The following is a 20,034-nucleotide window of genomic DNA, read 5'->3' as shown; positions in this document are numbered from 1 at the left end:
TATTTACTGTCTAAGATTTTTATAATACTGAACGAGTTTAGTTACACCGAAAGGATACATATGACACGGATTTTTACCTATAATATTGATATGAACTACTCTTCCATTGAAGAATTTCTGCGTCAAAAAGGGTACTCGCATCATATAATGACACACCTTAAAAGGACAGAGAGGGGAATTGTCCATAATGGAGACTGGGCTTATTCCTCCGCCGCTCTTGTTCCGGGCGACAGGCTGGTCATAACCCTCACAGAAGATGCCTGCTCTGAAAACATACTGCCGGCTCCTGTCCCGTTTGAAATCGTCTATGAGGATGAAGACCTGATGATCATAAACAAACCCAGCAATACGCCTGTCCATCCATCAGTCAATAATTACGGCAATACCCTGGCCAACGGGCTGGCCTGGCATTTTGCCCAGAAAAAGGAAAACTTCGTGTACAGATGCATCAACCGCCTGGACAGGGATACCAGCGGTCTGCTGATCATAGCCCGTCACGCACTAAGCGCTGCTCTTCTCTCCTCCATGGTGGCCAGCAGAAACATCTGCCGGGAATACCTGGCAGTCGCCGCCGGATCTGTCCCTCACTGCGGCATCATAGACGCGCCTATTGCACGGGAAGCTGGTTCCGCTATAACACGCTGTGTGGATTTTGAAAGGGGAGAGAGGGCTGTGACACATTATAAGTGCCTTTCACGCAGGGATGGCTGTTCTCTCGTGCGCCTGCGCCTTGAAACAGGCAGGACCCACCAGATCCGTGTCCACATGAAATACCTGGGATATCCCCTGCTGGGTGACTATCTGTATAACCCCGATTACCGCATTATGAAGCGGCAGGCGCTGCACAGTGCCAGACTTTCCTTTGACCACCCGGTTACAGGCATTAAAATGGATTTTACAGCGCCCCTGCCGGATGATATGGAATGGATCATGAAATGACAGGCTCTAGTCTGCAGTATCAGAAATCTGGAAAGGAGTGCGGATTTTCCGCAGTAAATAATATGCGCCACGGAATTAGAAACGTATTTGGAATTGTTTTACGCAACTGGAGCACCTTATTGTGCTTTGAAATGATCTACAGATGGTTTGGTTTTGTTTTTCTTTTCCCGTTTGTCAGATTTCTTGTGAGCCTGCTTCCTTCTCTTGCCGGCGAGACATATCTGGGCCAGGAAAATATATGGGCAGTATTTAGGCATCCTGCCGCTATCCTGCTCCTTTTGGCAGTCTTGCTTCTGGCAGGGTTTTATATTTATTTTGAAATAATAGCTCTCATCCTTTACAGTAACAAAGGCTGGCAGCGCACTACGGTCTCCGTCTGGGGGCTCTGGAAAGAAACTGTCCGTAAAGCTCTCTCCTTTTTCTCTCTCAGACGGCTCCCTGTCTTTCTTCTTTTGCCGCTGATGATGCTCTCCGTATTTGCCTTGACGAGTGGTTATCTCCGTATGTTCCAGATTCCTGAATTTATCCTGGAATTTATGATAGGAGATCCTATACTGCTGTGGGTTTTTGTTTTTGTGATCGTGATCCTGCATGTTATTTTATTCTTTTATCTGCTGGGATTCCCTTCGCTCATCCTGAATAAAAATACTTTCCTGCAGTCCTTTAAAGAAAGCCTTTCTCTTCTTCGTGGGAAAAAGCTAAAGATTTTGGTGCGTTTTGCGGCATATGTAGTCCTCTTCCAATTATTCATGGCTGCAGCTGCGTTCCTGGCTGCGGGGATCCTGGCCGGCTCCGTGAGACTGTTCCATCCTCCGTCTGACTGGAGGAGTGTATTCCAGTTTTATTTTCTGAAATGGGAGAGTGTGTGGCAGATAGCTGCCGGCGTGTTTCTGTCAGTCTTTTTGTGCACTGTAATGGTTGTTTTTTATCATCAGTACAGAAATGACATAAGACCCGCCTGCGTTAAATCACAGTGGTCTTTCAGACACTTTGGAATCAGGTTATTTTTTACTTTAATTACTGTAATAGCTCTTCTTATATTCAGTGAGACAGAAATCGCCGCACAGACATGGTACCCTAAGCCCAGCCATACTATATTTGTAGCCCACAGGGCCGGAGCCACATTTGCTCCCGAAAATACCGTGGCTGCACTCAATCAGTCCATAAAGGACGGGGCAGATATGGCTGAGATCGATGTCCAGCAGTTAAAAGACGGCACTCTTATCGTGATGCATGATACTAATTTCAAGCGCACCACAGGCACCGACCTTAATGTGTGGGATGCTGACTACGAGACTGTCAGGGAGCTGGATGCAGGGTCCGGATACTCTTACGAGTACTCAAAAGAGAGGGTCCCCACCCTGAAAGAAATGCTGACTGCAGCCAAAGACAACATCCAACTGATGATAGAACTGAAATCTACCGGACATGAAAAAGAGCTTGTCAGGCAGACACTTGATGAGATCTGCGAGGCAGGGATGCAGGACCAGTGCATGATCGCTTCCATGAGTCTGGATCTGCTCAAGGAGGCAAAAGAGCTCAGGCCCGAAATAAAGACTGTATATATTTCTGTCCTCCTGCTCTCCCGGCAGTATGACCTGGATTATCTGGATGCCTACAGCATAGAGACCACATCTTTATCCGCCGGCCTTGTTGGGCAGGCACATTACCAGAATAAACAGGTATATGCATGGACTGCAAATTCTGAACGTAGCATCCAAAAGATACTCCGCAGTCGGGCAGACGGCCTTGTGACTGACAATATCCCTCTGGCTAAATATGAAGCCGGAGACATAGGATGGAACTTTATATTAAATCAGGCTGCAGACTTTTTCTTTCCTGATCCGTCTGCACAGATATTTTAGCATTATTATCCACGGCCCTGGGAAAATACCGTTTCCACGAATCTTCCGCCTTCCCAAAAAAGGGATGCGCCATCTCCGGCGCATCCCTCATCTTTTGTCTTTCTTACTTCTGTCGCATATCCGTATCATTTTAAGCTCATCAGAGTATATCTCCTCTGATCCTGGGCACTTCATCAATATGCAGATAACGGCTCAGGCATTTGACTATCAGATCATGGTCAGCAATATGGTCAAGGCCCGACACTAATATAGCTCCAATAACGCCGACCTCCTCCACGCGTACCGGGAAACCTCCGCCGCAGGCAGCATACTCTTTTTCATCAAGCGTCCAGTCTGACAGCTTCTCCTCTGTCTTCTGGAGGAGCATATAAGTATGGAGGCTGCTGTGCTCAAGCGTCTTCACTGAATTATACTTCCGGTTCAGCCAGTTCTCATTGTGAAGAGTCGTGCCGTCTCCTGCATACTTGAAGACCTCATATCCATTATTGAGCCTTATCTTCACTGCCACAGAAAGTTTCCTTCTTCTGGCCTCCGATACGATTTCACAGCCCAGCTCCCAGGCATCCTCATTAGTGAAATGTGAAAACTGCAGTATTTCTTCCTGCATTTCCAGCATTGTGATAATCTCATCCCAACTCATAAAAATACCTCCTTATATTTTAACATGACACATCTTATCTGATGCGTTCAGGGAAACCTACTTTTTTCTGTACCTTGCGAAGTGTCTTAGTTGCGAAATAATTAGCCTTCTCTGCATTATTCTTAATTATGCCGTCAATATATGCCTTATCCTTTTCAAGGCGCACCACCTCATCCTGTATTGGCTTTAACACAGAGACAACAGCTTCGCCCACAGCTGACTTCAGATCACCGTAGCCTTTGCCCTCAAATTCTTTCACTGCATCCGCAGGTGCTATGCCCAGGCAGGTACTGTAGATGTCCAGCAGGTTTTTGACACCCGGCTGCTCATCCCTGTAAGCGATCACCGCTTCTGAATCCGTCACCGCACGCCTGCACTTTCTCATAATTGTATCAGGGTCATCCATAAGATAGATGCTGGCATTTGGGTTCTCATCTGATTTGGACATTTTCTTCACAGGGTCCTGAAGACTCATGATCTTCGCGCCTGTCTTTCCAATATAAGCTTCAGGAATGGTAAATACATCCCCGTAGATATTGTTGAAGCGGATAGCGATATCCCTTGTGATCTCCAGATGCTGCATCTGGTCGATCCCTACAGGCACAAGGTCTGTCTGGAAAAGCAGGATATCTGCCGCCATCAGCACAGGATAAGTGAACAGACCTGCATTGATATTGTCAGCGTGTTTAGCTGACTTATCCTTAAACTGGGTCATTCTGTTCAGCTCTCCCATATAAGTGAAACAATTCAGTATCCATGTCAGTTCTGCATGGCCTGACACATGGGACTGGTAGTAGATACAGTTCTTCTCCGGGTCCAGTCCTGCCGCTATATAGAGCGTAAGAAGAGCCCTGGCTCTTTTTCTTAAAACCGCCGGATCCTGTCTGACTGTTATGGAGTGCATATCAACCACACTGTAGAAACATTCATATTCATCACTTAAAGCTACCCAGTTCTTCAGGGCTCCCAGATAGTTTCCAAGAGTCAGATTACCGGTAGCCTGCATTCCGCTAAATAATACTTTTTTGTCATTAATCATGTCATATATCCTCCATATTTGTATGGGTAAAGTTAGTTACTGTTCACTCCGTGAACAGTAACTAAAGTTTATCACTGAACCCCATTAAAGTCAAGTTTCTGTGGTAAAGCACGGCCATATCTGGTAAAATAGAAATTGAATTCTGAGTGACAAATTTATTAAGGAGACTGATCTATGGAAAAAATAACCAGCTTTACAATCGACCACATCAGGCTTGTCCCTGGCCTCTACGTATCCCGGAAGGACACTGTTGGGAATACAACTGTAACCACCTTCGATATCCGCATGACTAACCCAAATGAGGAACCTGTCATGAATACTGCCGAAGTCCACACCATTGAACATTTGGCCGCTACTTTTTTAAGGAACCACCCTGTTTTCGGGAGTAAAACGATCTACTTCGGACCTATGGGCTGCCGTACAGGTTTCTATCTTCTTCTCTCCGGCGATTATGAATCAAAGGATATTGTTCCGCTTATGACAGAGCTTTTCACTTTTATCCGTGGATTTGAGGATGAGGTTCCCGGGGCCTCTGCCAGGGACTGCGGAAATTATCTGGATATGAATCTTCCCATGGCCAGATATCTCGCAAAACGTTATCTTGAAGAAGTGCTCACAGGCATTACAGAGAGACAGCTGAATTACCCTTCATAAATATGGGTTTACGCAGACAGGAGCTTCCCTGGGGCAGCTCCTGTCTCTTTTCACTCTTCTTTTAAAAACCTGTTCTTTACATACCAGAAAAGTGCATCTTCTCCTTTATCATTCAGGATACGGAGCAGGCCTTCCAGCTGCCGGAATGTCTCCGGATGCATCATATAATGCTGCTTGCCCTTCTCGAAATATGCCAGAGGATAACTGTCATTATAATGTCCCCTGTTATAGATCCTGGATGCTGCAATGCGGTCCATGAGCATTTCAGCAACATAACGCCTTGGCATCTTCATGCCTGCCATAGGCGCTCCTTCCTCCTTGTCATTATAATCAATCCAGTATTCCAGGTGATGCTTATTCCGCCCCTTGTGGTGCAGCCAGGCGCTGGAATATCCCTTCACTTCCCTCTCAGCATTGTTGGGGCTCCTTGTTCCCTGATAATACCTGCAACCCACCAGAAACTCACTGGGCATGTATTTGGACATATCATGCAGAAGTCCCTGCCTGTACAGGCCAACGCGGAAACAATATCTCATCACCAGCAGCTTATGCTCTGTAATAGTTTTAAAATGTTCAATTACCTTCATTTCTTACGCCTCGGTTTCTGTCTGCCAATAAGCACGATTATGCTGCGACCGTCTGCTTTCAGATAGCGCTCATCCTCAAGGACAGGTTCCTCTTCTTCTTCATAAATACCATATGCCGTATCCAGCGCTTTGTACCATTTATAATCCCCGTTCAGGCTGGGCAGGGCAAAATGCTTTTCCTCCCAGTGCATATTTAAGGCTATGTAGATAAATTCGTCTTCACCTGCATATTCACCGCAGTACATCAGACCGATATGGCGGCAGCTGTCATCAAAATCACCATACCAGGCCCTGTCCCCATGATAAGAGAGATCAGGGTAGCCGCAGGACATGGTATCCATGACCTTCAGCTCGGACGGCATATGAAGGATCCTGTGTTTTTTGCGGAATTCAATCAGACCCTTAGTAAAATCCAAGAGAGGCTGATTGGTCTTCTGCATATTCCAGTTCAGCCAGGAAACTGCATTGTCCTGACAGTATGCATTATTATTTCCGTTCTGGGTATTCCCCATCTCATCTCCTGCCAGGAGCATGGGAGCTCCCTGGGCGAGAAGCAGTAATGCCAGGGCATTTCTCACCTGACGCATGCGCAGCTCCACTACCTTTTTGCGCTTCGTCTTTCCCTCTATGCCGCAGTTCCAGCTGTAATTATTATCAGGCCCGTCCAGATTCTGCTCTCTGTTTTCCTCATTATGCTTTTCATTATAAGATACAAGATCAGCCAGGGTAAAGCCGTCATGATTTGTAATATAATTAATAACGCCGCTCCCTGACGGGTTCCTTCTAAGCCTGTAAGTAGCGGCATTCACCATACCCTCATCACCCTTTAAAAAGCAGCGCATATCGATCATAAAACCGTCATTGCACTCTGCCGTATTGCGGTACCTCTTCTTCCTGTCATATGGTCCCCGGGCCTCGTCCGGAAAATATATTCCCAGAAGCTTAGTTGATGACAGCATAGGATCCTTCGAAACAAAAGAAGCTACTGTTTCATCACACAGCAGATGGAAACCATCTATATGATATTCCACTGCCCAGTAAGCCAGGCAGCTGGATATAAGCCTGGGATTTACGTTTTTCGGGAATGAGAATTCCATAATGATCTCAAGTCCGTTCAGGTGAAAGGCCTTGATCATGTCCTTAAACTCCCGGACAGCATCCTTCCCATAGCTGTATGCTTCCTTGAGAGCAAAATAATTGCCGCTGCCATATCCCCAGTAATTTATCTTGAATGTCTGGACCTCTTTTTCCTTATAGTTCATGTTTGTATGAGGTGAAAGCTCCATCCGCTCTGCAAAATCATATACAGGCATCAGTTTTATCTGATTTACCCCAAGCTCTTTTAAGTAAGGTATTTTTTCCTGGAGACCCAGAAATGTCCCTTTATGGCGGACTCCGGAGCTGGAGTGTTTTGTAAAGCCTCTCACATGGAGATTATATGCAACCACATCCTCATAAGGGATATCCGGCCCCCTGTCACCTTCCCAATCATACTCCCGGGTTACAAACCCTGACCTTATACAGTGTGGATCTTCTGCCGGGACAGGCTCACCAAACGCAGGCCGTCCTGTAATGCGCTTTGCATAAGGATCCTGCTGCACACAGCCTTCTATACGAAAATTATACTCATACCGCTGGGGTTCAAAACCTTCCAGCTTCATAGCATATATGCTTCCAATCACAGGTTCGTCCGGAAAGGGTATCTCCTCAAAGACATCCCTCTCACCTTTTTTATAGATCAACAGGCTGACCGGTTCTTCTGTATCTGCCGCAAGCGCAAAATTCATGCCCCCGGACATTCTGACCGCTCCCAGTCCTCTGTAGTCCCCCTTGCTGATCCTCTTAAAGCTCTTTCCTTCCACTTTGTTTTTCCCCTGCCCTTTCCTCATTCATCCTGCCAGTCTGTCATGGAGAATATTTTTTGTCAGTTTAAACTATTATACTTCATATCGCGCTAAATTTCCAGACTATTTTAAGAAATGGGCAAAAGCAACAGACATCCGGCGCATCATCAATTTTTCTGCGCTTCTATCTTTTCTGCCAGGTCGTTCAGATATATCCAGCGCTCCATTTTTTCCTCCAGCTGGGTTTCCGCCGCCTCCTTTTGCTGTGTCAGTTCATTGAGCCTGCCGGAATTTGTGGCGTTTGCCATGATATCTGCGTCAAGTGCTTCTATTTTCTGTTCAAGAGCAGCAATCACATCGTCTATTGTCTCAAACTCTTTCTGTTCTTTATAGGAGAATTTTAATTTAACAGACCTGTTCTGTTTCCAATCCTTATTTTGCCCCTTCTTTTCATCAGGACTCTTCCTCTGTACCGGGCTTTCATCCTCCCCTGCAGCCTCTCTCTGTCTTGCCTCCAGGTAATCAGTGTAGCCTCCCTCATATTGCCTGAGGCGGCCATTACCGTCAAAAACGAATATCCTGTCCACCACATTATCCAGAAAATAACGGTCATGAGAGACAGTGATCACAATACCCGGGAAAGAATTCAGGTAATCTTCCAGGATCGTCAGAGTAGGGATGTCCAGAGAATTCCCAGGTTCATCAAGGAGGATCGTATTGATTCCGCTGCTTAAGGTCCCCAGCAGATAAAGCCTGCGTTTCTCACCGCCTGAGAGCTTTCCTATAGGTGCATACTGCATATCCGGTGTGAAAAGGAATCTCTCCAGCATCTGTGAAGCGCTGATCCTTCCCTCCCTGGTAGGTATATATTCTGCGATATCCTTCACATAGTCAATCACTCTCTGGCTGTCATCCATATCCTGCTCTTCCTGGGCAAAATAGCCGATCCTGACAGTCTCCCCAATCTCGATCACCCCTTCGTCAGGCTCTGTCAGCCCTGCGATCATTTTAATAAGAGTAGACTTGCCGCAGCCATTGGCCCCTATGATCCCAATGCGCTGGTTTTTAAGGAAGATATAATCAAAATCATCTATTATTGTCTTGCCGTCATAGCTTTTGCTTATATGATGCAGCTCAATTGTCTTTTTCCCCATCCTGGTTTCCACAGAGTCCAGCTCCACCAGCTGGTCCTGCACCGGCGCAGCCCCGTTCTTCAGGGCCTCCAGCCTTTCCAGCCTGGCTCTCTGCTTTGTGCTCCTGGCACGGCATCCTCTCTTAGCCCATTCCATTTCTATACGCATGATGCTCTGGCGCTTTCTCTCACTCGCCAGCTCCATCTCCTCCCTCTGGGCCTTCATTTCCAGAAATTTTGAGTAATTGGCATCATAGGAATAAAATTTGCCGCGGCTGATCTCCAGTATCCTGTTGGTAACCTTATCCAGGAAATATCTGTCATGGGTCACCATAATAAGGACACCCTTATATTTTCTCAGGTAATCTTCCAGCCATGTCACCATCTCCTCATCCAGATGGTTGGTTGGCTCGTCCATGATCAGGACATCGGAGGGCTCCAGAAGAGTCCTTGCCAGGGCCACTCTCTTTTTCTGGCCCCCGGAGAGAAACTCAATCTGTGCATCATGGTCTGTGACTCCCAGGCTGTTTAAAATGCTCTTTGCTTCACTCTCTGTATTCCACTCTTCCTGCCTCTGTCCGGCAGACACATAAGAAAGCACAGTGGCTCCTTTGGGAAACTCCTGATACTGGGGCAGGTAGCTGAACTTTATGCCGTTCTGCCTTATAACCTGCCCTTCATCCGGCTCCTCAATTCCCGCTATGATCTTAAGCAGGGTAGTTTTCCCTGTTCCGTTTATCCCAATGATACCGACCTTATCACCTTCATGTATCCCGAAGGATACATCATCAAAAATCGTTTTCTCACCAAATATTTTGCTGACATGTTCTATATTTAATATATTCATCTTATACGCTCCTCTTGGCAGCTGCCTGCAGTACTAACACATATCATAAAAGATTTTAGCCTAAACGTCAACTTCCTGTAACTCTTTTACATGAAAACGTTACTGTTCACTCCGTGACCTGTAACACGCTTCGCGATGCACAGAAACGGCAAAAACCGCCGTTTCGCGCTGCAGCCCTCGGGATTTTCGTGAAAATACACACGAAAACACCTCGCGGGATGGTGACGTGTGAACAGTAACACGAAAACACCTCGCAAAATAGCGGTGTGTGAACCAAAACAAAATCAGGGCCATGGCAGGCCCTGATTTTTAAAGTTCAATATCAAGTTCAACAGGACAGTGGTCTGAGCCAAATACCTCTGTGTGTATTTTAGCGTCCACCAGCTTATCCTTCAGGCATTCTGATACGCAGAAATAATCAATGCGCCACCCTGCGTTCTTCTCCCTGGCCCTGAAGCGGTATGACCACCAGGAATATACCTCTTCTGTATCAGGATAAAAGTACCTGTAAGTATCGATAAAGCCGGACTCTGTTATCCGGGTGAATTTCTCCCTCTCCTCATCGGTAAAACCTGCGTTTTTCCTATTTGTCTTAGGATTCTTAAGGTCGATCTCTTTGTGGGCGACATTCAGGTCACCGCAGAATATAACTGGCTTTTTCTCCTCCAGTCCTTTTAAATACCTCAGGAACTCATCCTCCCATTTCATCCTGTAATCCAGCCTGGCCAGCTCATTCTGGGAATTCGGGGTATACACTGTAACCACATAATAATCACCAAATTCCAGGGTGATCACCCTTCCCTCCTGGTCATGCTCTTCTATCCCTATCCCATATGACACGTTTAAGGGTTCTTCTTTTGTAAAAATGGCAGTCCCTGAATACCCTTTTTTCACAGCATAGTTCCAGTACTGATGATAGCCCGGCAGCTCCAGTTCGATCTGCCCTTCCTGCAGCTTGCTCTCCTGGATGCAGAAGACATCTGCATCGATCTCATTAAAAAAATCTATAAAACCCTTCTGCACACAGGCCCTAAGCCCATTCACATTCCAAGATATCAATTTCATAATAAAGTTCTCCTTTACTTCTTTCTCTGTCTAACAATATATCATGAATCAGCTGTAAATGGTACCCTGTTTTTTCATACTCATTCATTTCCATAAATTGTTACAGTTCAGCCGTCTGCTATTCAGCAGCCGGCTGAACTATAACAACGCTTCGCGATGCACACAAAATGCTGTTTACAGCATTTTGGCGCTGCTACTCTCGGGATTTTCGTGCATTTTGCACGAAAACACCTCGCGGAACAGTGGAGGGCTGAACTGTTACCGTAAAATCTAAAATTTTCCTATTAAATCTTGCTTTTTTCATATACATCTGTTAAAGTGAAAGTGCATTTATTTAAAAATCACATGATAAAAGAGAGGTATTCATAATGAGTGAACATAATCACGACGAAAACTGCAGCTGCGGCTGTGACTGCTGCGGATCTGACTGTGGATCCGACTGCGGACATGAAGAAGAAGCTACCGTAACCCTGACTCTGGATGACGGAACTGTTGTAGAGTGTGCGATCCTTACGATCTTCCCTGCCGCTGACAAAGAGTATATCGCACTTCTCCCGCTGGATGAGAAGGGTGAAAATGAAGACGGAGAAGTTTTCCTTTACAGATTTACTGAAAAAGACGGACAGCCGGAACTTTCCAACATCGATTCTGATGAAGAATATGAGATCGCCGCTGACGCTTTCGATGAACTCTTAGACAGCCAGGAATATGATGAGCTGGTTGACGCAGAAGAAGACGAAGAAAACTAAAACGAACAAAAACTAAAGCATCTAAAATAAGCCCGCTCCGTGCCAGTACCAAAAAGGTACCCGGCGAAGCGGGTTTTAATCTGTCATTTATTTCCTGTCCTGCGAAGCTCTTCTAAAAATCTGGACGGATCCATTGGTTTTCCGTACCGCTCTTTTACATAATAGAGATGGAGCTTCTCTTTTGCCCGGGTCATCCCCACATAGAACATTCTTCTCTCCTCCTGGACATCCATGTCCAGCACTGCCTTTCTGTGGGGGATCACTCCTTCATTAATATCAATAATAAAGACGATCTTAAATTCCAGCCCCTTAGAACTGTGAAGCGTGGTAAACAGCACTGCATCTGCCTCAGGATCAATGCTGCCCGCCTGTTCCCTCAGAGCCTTCGTATACTCCTCCATATGTGCAAACCAGTCCTCAAAGGTCCGGAAGGCCTTTGCCGCCTCTGACAGCTCGTCCAGTACCTCATACAGATCTTCCGGCTTGATTTTCCTGTATACTGCATATTCCTTCAGGTACTCTTCATATCCTATGCCATGCCTGATGTAGTTGATAGCCGCATAGGGCGTCATTTTAGATATGAGCTTTATATTGTATTCCATCTGGTCGATACGTTCAACCATCCACTGCTTGTCTTCATAGTATTTACACAGCTTATCAAAAGAAACCGTCGGCTCATCCAGGGTCTCCCTGCCAATATACCGCTTCGGCCTGTTGATAATGCGCAGAAAATCCTGGCGTTTCCTCTCCCCCATGGCAATCCTGAAATAAGCTGCGATATCCTTTGTGATCCAGTGGTCGTAGATATTGGGCATCACGTCCCTCATCTGAAAGGGGATATTGTATTCCATGAACTTTTCTACGATCGTCCTTGCCCCTGTATTAGTGCGGAACAATACAGCCATATTCCTGTATGTCTCACCCTGCTTCAGATATTCCTGTATCCTTTTTATCAGGAAGATATTTTCCTGTGTCTGGTTTACAAATCCATGCAGCTCCAGCTTATCACCAGGGCCTTTTACACCGTGTATCTTCTTGGGAAATCTGGATGTATTGTTTGATATGACCCTTCCCGCCGCTTTAATGATATTCTCCGCGGAGCGGTAATTTTCCTCAAGGGCCACGATTTCACACTCGGGATATTCTTTTGGGAAATTCAGCATGATCTCCGGCTTTGCGCCTCTGAACCGGTAGATGGACTGGTCATCATCCCCTACGATAAAAAGGTTATTGGCCGGGGCTGCCAGCAGCTTTATCACATCATACTGGATCTTGTTAATATCCTGGAATTCATCTATAAGTATATACCTGAAACACTTCTGCCATGATGAACAGATATCCGGCCTCTCTTTCAGAAGCTCATATGTATACACAAGTATATCATCAAAATCCAACAGCCTTGCGCGGCTGACTTTTTCCTTATATGCTCTGAAGATATCCCGGAATATCTCCTCAGGACAACTGTTAGAATAATAATGCTCCAGGGGTATCCTCTCATTTTTGACAAGGCTTATTTCAGAAGCCAGATCAGATGTAAACTCTGACTCATCTTCGATCTCCATCTTCAGATGGCTGACTATCTCTTTTAAATACTGGTATTTCTGCTCTTCCTTCAGTATATTCCCTGCTGTCAGATGATAAGCCTGCCTCAGAATAGTAAAAAATACGGCGTGGAAGGTACCAAATGTCACAGGCAGCTTTATCCCGCCCATAAGAGCATAAAACCGCTCCTTCATCTCCAGCGCCGCAGCCTTCGTAAAGGTTATGACAAGGATCTCCCTTGGCATGACCTTTAGCTCTTCTATCAGATATTTTGTCCTTTGTGTAATTACTGTGGTTTTTCCGGAGCCGGGCCCTGCAAGACACATGCATGGCCCTTCTCCGTGGGCGACTGCCCTGGACTGAGTTTCACTTAACCCCATATATTATCTGCCTCAGATTTCTTTCTCAAGCTTTTCAATGGCTGCTTTAATACGCGCCACTGACTCCTCTTTTCCAAGAACTTCCATGATCTCCGTAGCTCCGGCAGGAGTTGTCTGTTTTCCTGACACAGCTGTCCTTACCGGCCACATCACGTAGCCGTTCTTGCATCCTTTTTCAGATACATAGCCGGCGAGCATCCCATAGAGCGCATCATTGCTGTAATCCTCCTGAGCTTCAAGCTTCGGCAGGATCTCCTTTAATACCTCCAGGGATGTCTGCGCATTCGTCTTCATCTTCTTATGTGTATACATGGAAGAATCATATTCCGGCACAGCTTCAAAGAAATCTATAAGATCCGGGATATCCGGGAATACTTCGATTCTTGTCTTTACCATCTCTGCTATCTTCTTAAAGTCCATCTCTCTTGACAGAGTCTGCCTGATAAAAGGCAGCGCCCTCTCATAAAAGGCGTCAAAATCCATAGCCTTAATATATTCACCGTTCATCCATTTGAGCTTAGTAACATCAAATACTGCCGGAGACTTGCTCATATGGCGGTAGTCAAATTCTTTTACCAGTTCTTCCAGTGAGAATATCTCCCTGTTCTCTTCCGGACACCATCCCAGCAATGCCACATAGTTGACTACTGCTTCCGTCAGAAATCCCTGCTCGATCAAATCTTCGTAGGAAGAATGGCCGCTTCTTTTGCTCAGCTTTTTATGCTCCTCATTTGTGATCAGGGGACAGTGTACATAGACCGGTACTTTCCACCCAAAAGCATCATAAAGCCTGTTATATTTCGGCGCTGATGAGAGATATTCATTTCCTCTGACTACATGTGTGATCCCCATAAGATGGTCATCCACCACATTTGCAAAATTATATGTGGGATATCCGTCTGATTTGATCAGGATCATATCATCCAGCTCGCTGTTGGGAACTTCAATAGTTCCGTATATCTCATCTTCAAATCTCGTTGTACCTTCTCTGGGGATATTCTGGCGGATGACAAACGGCCTGCCCTCTGCCAGGTTTGCCTCCACTTCCTCCTTAGACAGGTTCAGACAGTGTTTATCATATACAACGATCTCCTTGCCTGCCACTTCCTGCCTCAGGGAATCCAGCCTCTCTTTGTCACAGAAGCAGTAATAAGCTTCCCCTTTCTCTACGAGCTTTTTAGCATATTCCATGTATATGCCCTGTTTCTGGCGTTCGCTCTGCACATATGGACCCACGCCGCCGTCCTTGTCAGGACCTTCATCATGAATAAGACCCGTCTCAGCCAGGGTATGATAAATGATCTCAAGCGCGCCTTCCACAAAACGCTCCTGGTCTGTATCTTCTATCCTGAGCAAAAAATCTCCATCTTCATGCTTGGCAATCAGGTATGCGTATAACGCCGTTCTTAAATTTCCCACGTGCATCCTTCCTGTCGGGCTGGGTGCAAATCTTGTTCTTACTTTACTCATTCTCTTTCTCCTAACTTATACTAAAAATGCCTTTCGGCCTAATTGTTAATTATATACCGAAAAGCATTTTATTTCAACGCAAATAATCTTTCTCTTTTAATTCCTGCTCGATCGCATCGAGGATCTGGGTATTCCCGGCTTCCACCGTGTGATAGTGGATGTCGCTTGTGAGTTTTTTCAGCGGGGCGGCTTTGCCGCTCCTAAGCTCCTCCATAAAATTCCTGACATCCCTTCTGGAACCTACAGAAAGCTTTGCACATAGCTTTCCGTAGACCTTATGGTCCACAAAAACATCCGCCACAAAGCCTCCCATATCAACAATACAGTTGAGCTCATCCTCTGTCTGCTCATCCGTGTGAAATACTTTAAAAACCCTGGAAACGGATTTTGCCTCATTTAAAATATATCCTTTTGTAGTCGATACGATGGGATAATCAGCCGCTCTTAAAAGTGCAATATCCTGGACGATGACCTGCCTGCTCACATGCAGCATCCCTGCCAGTCCCGTGCCCGACACGGCATCTCTGCTCTCACGTATGATGCGGATGATCTCCCTGCGTCTCTCTTCTCCTGTCATAGCCATGTCTCCTTCGCAAATCAAATTCCCCTTGCGGGAATAGAAGTCCTGGCTCTAGTTTATCCAAATATTCTCATTGTGTCAACTCTTTGATGATATCTTCCACATGTTCCAGATGGTCTGACCTCCACGCATTGTCACCGCAGAACAGCAGTGCGTTCTCTGTATCACCTTTCGCCGCTGCCGCCAGGGCCCTCGTGATACAGTAGGGGATCGTGGCCGGATTGCAGTGTTCCAGGCAGTTGTAGCACTTACCCCGCAGTCCCGGGGGATTCTGCTTTACTGAACAGAGAAATTTATTGGAAATGGCCCTTCCGGGCATTCCTACAGGGCTGTCAACTATGCAGATGTCTTCTTTTTTCGCATTTATATATGCCTGCTTGTAGGCGTCACTTGCATCGCATTCATATGTGGTCACAAACCTGGTTCCCATCTGTACGGCATCTGCTCCCAGCGCCAGTGCTTTTTCCATGTCGTCTCTGCCGTAGATGCCTCCGGCCACAGCTACAGGGATATGTACCCCGCCATGCTCTCCATAGTCCTCTACGACTTCCATGATTCCTTTTATCTCTTTTTCATACTCCCCGGGCGTGAATTTTTCCAGCTGTTCTCTTGTAAATCCAAGGTGCCCTCCTGCTCTGGGTCCTTCGATCACCACAAGATCCGGCAGTCTGCTGTATTTCCTCTCCCAGAGCTTGCAGATAACGCTCGCCGACTTCACAGTAGATACGATGGGGGCGATTTTCGTCCGGCTCCCCCTCACAAGATCAGGCAGCATGGTAGGCAGCCCAGCGCCTGATATGATCAGGTCAACACCGCTCTTAACTGCCTCTCTCACATAATCGGCATAACGTTTTGTTGCAACCATAATATTTACGCCTATGATTCCGCCCTTCGCTATTTCTCTTGCCCTTGCTATCTCTTTTCCGATCGCTTTTAAATTTGTCTCAATGGGATTCTCTGAAAAGCCGTCCTCCCTGTATCCGATCTGTGCCGTGGATATGATGCCCACACCCCCGCACGAAGCCACGCTGCCGGCCAGTCCTGAGAGGCTGATGCCTACTCCCATCCCGCCCTGGATGACTGGGATCTTAGCTGTCAGATCCCCTATAACCAACGGTTTTAAATTCATTCCGTCCTCCTAATATACGCAGCCTACATCCGCCTGAAGCGCTCATATCTGGCCTGAGGAAGCTCCTCTTTGGAAACTCTGCTGCTGTTTTCTAAAAACTTATCTATTTTTTCCCTCATTGAAGAAGTGATCGAAGGTATGCTTTCCCTGCATGCCGGCACTTCCTCAGGAATGATCTGCTCTATGATGCCCAGCTCTTTTAAATCTGCTGCCGTGATCTTCATCACCTCTGATGCCTCCCTGGCCCGTTTACCATCCTTCCAGAGTATGGAAGCAAAACCCTCAGGCGACAGAATGCTGTAGGTGGCATTTTCCATCATCCACACCTGGTCAGCCACTGCCAGACCAAGAGCACCGCCGCTTCCGCCTTCCCCGATCACAATTGACAGAACAGGAGTTTTAAGCGCAGACATCTCCATAAGATTCCTTGCTATAGCCTCGCCCTGTCCCCGTTCTTCCGCGCCGATACCGCAGGCTGCTCCGGGAGTATCTACAAAATTAATGATCGGACGGTTAAACTTCTCTGCCTGTTTCATCAGTCTTAAAGCCTTCCTGTAGCCTTCAGGCGATACCATTCCAAAATTCCTGGTGATATTTTCCTTCGTGTTCTTGCCCTTCTGCTGCCCGATGACAGTGACCGGCTGTCCGTTAAACCATGCTATACCGCCTACTACGGCGCCGTCATCCCTGAAGCTTCTGTCACCGTGAAGTTCCACGAATCCTGAAAACACTTCATTTATATAATCAAGGCTGGACGGGCGCTCTGAATCTCTGGATATCTCAACCTTCTCCCAGGCTGACAGCTCCTGTCTGTCCGCGCCGTCTTCCCCGCTGCATTCTGCTTCCTGTACAGGTCCGGCTACAGCCTCTTCTGCAAATGCCTGCCTGATCTCTCTGTAGTTCTCATAACCTGTTCCCTTCCCGTGCATCCTGATAAGGCCGGAAAGAGTTTTTTTCAGATTTTTTCTCTCAACAATACCATCTATGATACCCTTCTCAAGCAGAAATTCTGCCTTCTGGAAACCCTCCGGCAGCTTTTCGCCTATAGTCTGTGCTATCACCCTGGGACCCGCAAATCCGATCAGAGCTCCCGGCTCTGCCAGAATGATGTCTCCAAGCATGGCAAAGCTGGCTGTCACACCGCCCGTAGTAGGGTCTGTCAGCACAGGCACATAGAGAAGGCCGGCACGGCTGTGGCGTTCCAGAGCCGCGCTGGTCTTAGCCATCTGCATGAGAGAGACGATCCCTTCGTGCATCCTGGCGCCTCCTGAGCAGCAGAACAGGATCACCGGAAGCCCAAGCTCAGTCGCCCTCTCAACAGCCCGGGTAATCTTCTCCCCAACCACATATCCCATGCTGCTCATCATAAATCTGGCGTCGCAGACACCGATAACTGCATCCTGGCCGTCTATCCTGGCCCTGCCGATCGTCACAGCCTCCTTCAGGTGGGTCTTTTCACGGAGCTCCTCAAGTTTTTCTTCATATCCAGGGAAATCCAGAGGGTTCCTGCCGGCAATTTCTGTCCCCCACTCCTCAAAGCTTCCTTTATCAGCCACCATGCGGAGTCTTGTTTTTGTCTTGATCCGGAAATATCCTTCACATTTTGGACAGACGTAATTATTCTCCAGAACGTCCTCCTTGTAGAGTGTGGCTCCGCATTTAGGACATTTTACCCACAGGCCTTCCGGCACCTGGGGCTTCTCTTTTGGTTCTTCTGTTTTGCCAAGGGTTATATACCCTGTCTTCTTAAACATATCCTTTAATCTGGGCATCACTCATTCTCCTTAAAAATGCTTTTCGATAAAATCCGTGGTGAATTCACCTTTTTGAAAATCCTCATTATTCAGGATCTCATACTGGAAATCCGTATTAGTAGTTACCCCCTCCAGTATAAGCTCACCGAGAGTGCTGCGCATCTTTGCAATAGCGCCCGTTCTTGTCTTGTCATGCACAATGACCTTTGCGATCATTGAATCATAGTAGGGCGGTATCTCATAACCGCTGTAGACTGCCGTATCAATGCGTACCCCGTTTCCTCCCGGCAGATGCACCTCAATTAATTTTCCGGGACAGGGCATAAAATTCTTCCTGGGGTTCTCCGCATTTATCCTGCACTCGATTGCATGGCCATTCAGGCAGATATCTTCCTGTTTCACACTTAACGGCAGCCCCGCGGCGATATATATCTGTTCCTTGATCAGATCCACGCCTGAAACCATCTCCGTCACAGGATGCTCTACCTGTATCCTCGTATTCATCTCTATAAAATAAAAATTCTGCCTGTCATCCAGGAGGAACTCTATTGTGCCCGCATTCTCATAGCGCGCCGCTTTTGCAGCCCTCACTGCCTCATCGCCCATCTTCCTGCGAAGCTCCTGCGTCAGAATAGCGCACGGAGATTCTTCTATTACTTTCTGATGATGACGCTGAATAGAGCAGTCTCGTTCCCCCAGCTGCACCACATTTCCGAACTTATCTGCTATGATCTGAAATTCTATATGCTTGGGGTTGCGCACGTATCTTTCAATATACATGGTATCATCGCCGAAGGAACGCACTGACTCCATCTGTGCAGTATTAAAGTTTTCCATAAAATCTTCAGGCGACTCTGATATCCTCATGCCTTTTCCGCCGCCACCTGAAGATGCCTTGATCATAACAGGGAATCCTATTTTCCCGGCGGCTTCCAGAGCTTCATCCGCCCCATAGACAGGTTCTTTTGTTCCCGGCACTACCGGCACTCCTGCCTTCTCCATGGTGGACCTGGCTTCAGACTTGTTGCCCATCCTGTTAATAACCTCTGCTGAAGGTCCGATAAAAGTAATGTTGCACTTCTGGCACATATCCACAAATTTACTGTTTTCTGAGAGAAAGCCAAATCCGGGATGGATGGCATCAGCATTCACAACAATAGTAGCGCTTAAAATCCTCTCCATATTTAAATAGCTGTCAAGGGAAGAAGCAGGTCCGATACATACAGCCTCATCCGCCAGCTGGGTGTGCAGCGCTTCCCTGTCTGCCTCTGAGTAGACGGCAACCGTCCTTATCCCCAGCTCTCTGCAGGCACGTATGATACGTACAGCTATTTCTCCTCTGTTAGCAATCAATATTTTCTGAAACATGGCAACTCTCCTATCCTATGGCAAAGGTAAGCTCAGCGCTCACGGCCACTTTCCCGTCTACTGTGGCTGTTGCCTTACCGATTCCGATAGGGCCTTTCTGCTTTATCATTTCTACTTCCAGCATGACCACATCTCCCGGAAGTATCTTCTGTTTGAACCTTGCGTTATTGATCGCTGCAAAATAAGCTGTCTTTCCTTTAAACTGCGGACAGCTCAATATGACTACCGCGCCCACCTGTGCCAGGGCTTCGATCGTAAGCACTCCCGGCATAACAGGCTCGCCTGGAAAATGTCCCGCAAAATATGGTTCATTATAGCTGACGCATTTTTTTCCTACGCCTCTTTTTCCCGGTTCCAGCTCTTCTATTGTATCGATCAGCAGCATAGGCTGCCTGTGTGGAATGATCTCCATGATTTCCTTAGTTGTTAAAAGTGACATACCTAAGCCTC

Annotated in this window: 17 protein-coding genes; 4 read left to right on the top strand and 13 right to left on the bottom strand. The window is 46.8% G+C overall.

The annotated features are described in order from the left end of the window. Positions 1-60: 60 nt before the first annotated feature. Together NSB28_RS07505 and NSB28_RS07500 are read left to right on the top strand one after the other, a co-directional pair. Positions 61-939, top strand: a complete 879-nt coding sequence (locus NSB28_RS07505; RefSeq protein WP_109626295.1) for an RluA family pseudouridine synthase — start codon at positions 61-63, stop codon at positions 937-939. Continuing rightward, complete coding sequence (locus tag NSB28_RS07500) at positions 924-2,804, top strand: glycerophosphodiester phosphodiesterase family protein (RefSeq protein WP_109626294.1); 1,881 nt, start codon at positions 924-926, stop codon at positions 2,802-2,804. Before NSB28_RS07505 ends, NSB28_RS07500 begins: the two co-directional genes overlap by 16 nt. Before the next feature lie 139 nt (positions 2,805-2,943). Here the strand turns inward: NSB28_RS07500 and NSB28_RS07495 are convergent, their stop codons facing one another. Together NSB28_RS07495 and trpS are read right to left on the bottom strand one after the other, a co-directional pair. Beyond that, positions 2,944-3,444, bottom strand: a complete 501-nt coding sequence (locus NSB28_RS07495; RefSeq protein WP_109626293.1) for a heme-degrading domain-containing protein — start codon at positions 3,442-3,444, stop codon at positions 2,944-2,946. A 34-nt stretch (positions 3,445-3,478) separates the two neighbouring features. After that, on the bottom strand, positions 3,479-4,483 hold the full coding sequence (gene trpS, locus NSB28_RS07490; protein ID WP_109626292.1) for a tryptophan--tRNA ligase: 1,005 nt from the start codon (positions 4,481-4,483) through the stop codon (positions 3,479-3,481). A 174-nt stretch (positions 4,484-4,657) separates the two neighbouring features. On the opposite strand from trpS, the gene NSB28_RS07485 reads away from it, so the two are divergent. Beyond that, positions 4,658-5,137 carry an S-ribosylhomocysteine lyase gene (locus NSB28_RS07485; RefSeq protein WP_109626291.1) on the top strand — a complete coding sequence of 160 codons (480 nt, stop codon included), beginning with the start codon at positions 4,658-4,660 and terminating at the stop codon, positions 5,135-5,137. Between the two features lie 50 nt (positions 5,138-5,187). On the opposite strand, the gene NSB28_RS07480 is transcribed toward NSB28_RS07485, so the two are convergent. From NSB28_RS07480 to NSB28_RS07465, 4 genes are all read right to left on the bottom strand, one after another. Next, entirely contained in the window at positions 5,188-5,724 is a 537-nt protein-coding gene (locus tag NSB28_RS07480) for a DUF5662 family protein (protein WP_109626290.1), read from the bottom strand. Further along, a complete protein-coding gene (locus tag NSB28_RS07475) occupies positions 5,721-7,613 on the bottom strand; it encodes an alpha-amylase family glycosyl hydrolase (protein WP_109626289.1) in 1,893 nt (630 codons plus the stop codon). Before NSB28_RS07475 ends, NSB28_RS07480 begins: the two co-directional genes overlap by 4 nt. 122 nt (positions 7,614-7,735) lie before the next feature. After that, positions 7,736-9,547: an ABC-F family ATP-binding cassette domain-containing protein gene (locus NSB28_RS07470; RefSeq protein ID WP_109626288.1), complete on the bottom strand. Its 1,812-nt coding sequence runs from the start codon at positions 9,545-9,547 to the stop codon at positions 7,736-7,738. 309 nt (positions 9,548-9,856) lie between these two features. Further along, on the bottom strand, positions 9,857-10,612 hold the full coding sequence (locus tag NSB28_RS07465; RefSeq protein WP_109626287.1) for an exodeoxyribonuclease III: 756 nt from the start codon (positions 10,610-10,612) through the stop codon (positions 9,857-9,859). Between the two features lie 368 nt (positions 10,613-10,980). Between NSB28_RS07465 and NSB28_RS07460 the strand changes: the two genes are divergently transcribed. Beyond that, positions 10,981-11,361, top strand: coding sequence for a DUF1292 domain-containing protein (locus tag NSB28_RS07460; RefSeq protein WP_109626286.1), 381 nt, complete (start codon positions 10,981-10,983; stop codon positions 11,359-11,361). Positions 11,362-11,444: 83 nt separating this feature from the next. Here NSB28_RS07460 and NSB28_RS07455 read toward each other — a convergent pair whose 3' ends face one another. The 7 genes from NSB28_RS07455 to fabZ form a co-directional block, all read right to left on the bottom strand. Then, a complete protein-coding gene (locus NSB28_RS07455; protein WP_109626285.1) occupies positions 11,445-13,283 on the bottom strand; it encodes an ATP-dependent helicase in 1,839 nt (612 codons plus the stop codon). 12 nt (positions 13,284-13,295) lie between these two features. After that, entirely contained in the window at positions 13,296-14,753 is a 1,458-nt protein-coding gene (gltX, locus tag NSB28_RS07450; protein WP_109626284.1) for a glutamate--tRNA ligase, read from the bottom strand. Between the two features lie 73 nt (positions 14,754-14,826). Continuing rightward, the gene (locus NSB28_RS07445) at positions 14,827-15,330 is read right to left on the bottom strand and encodes a transcription repressor NadR (RefSeq protein ID WP_109626283.1); all 504 of its coding nucleotides are present in this window, start codon (positions 15,328-15,330) and stop codon (positions 14,827-14,829) included. A gap of 73 nt (positions 15,331-15,403) precedes the next feature. Beyond that, positions 15,404-16,462, bottom strand: a complete 1,059-nt coding sequence (locus tag NSB28_RS07440; RefSeq protein WP_109626282.1) for an NAD(P)H-dependent flavin oxidoreductase — start codon at positions 16,460-16,462, stop codon at positions 15,404-15,406. 23 nt (positions 16,463-16,485) lie between these two features. Then, positions 16,486-18,234: an acetyl-CoA carboxylase carboxyltransferase subunit alpha gene (locus tag NSB28_RS07435; RefSeq protein WP_109626281.1), complete on the bottom strand. Its 1,749-nt coding sequence runs from the start codon at positions 18,232-18,234 to the stop codon at positions 16,486-16,488. A 12-nt stretch (positions 18,235-18,246) separates the two neighbouring features. Then, positions 18,247-19,584, bottom strand: a complete 1,338-nt coding sequence (locus NSB28_RS07430) for an acetyl-CoA carboxylase biotin carboxylase subunit (protein ID WP_109626280.1) — start codon at positions 19,582-19,584, stop codon at positions 18,247-18,249. 10 nt (positions 19,585-19,594) lie between these two features. Further along, positions 19,595-20,023 carry a 3-hydroxyacyl-ACP dehydratase FabZ gene (fabZ, locus tag NSB28_RS07425; protein ID WP_109626279.1) on the bottom strand — a complete coding sequence of 143 codons (429 nt, stop codon included), beginning with the start codon at positions 20,021-20,023 and terminating at the stop codon, positions 19,595-19,597. Positions 20,024-20,034 lie beyond the last annotated feature (11 nt).

It is taken from the genome of Murimonas intestini (genome assembly GCF_024622195.1).
Taxonomy (GTDB): domain Bacteria; phylum Bacillota; class Clostridia; order Lachnospirales; family Lachnospiraceae; genus Murimonas; species Murimonas intestini.
The sequence above is the reverse complement of the archived record's forward strand: the minus strand, read 5'-3'. Positions and strand labels throughout refer to the sequence as shown.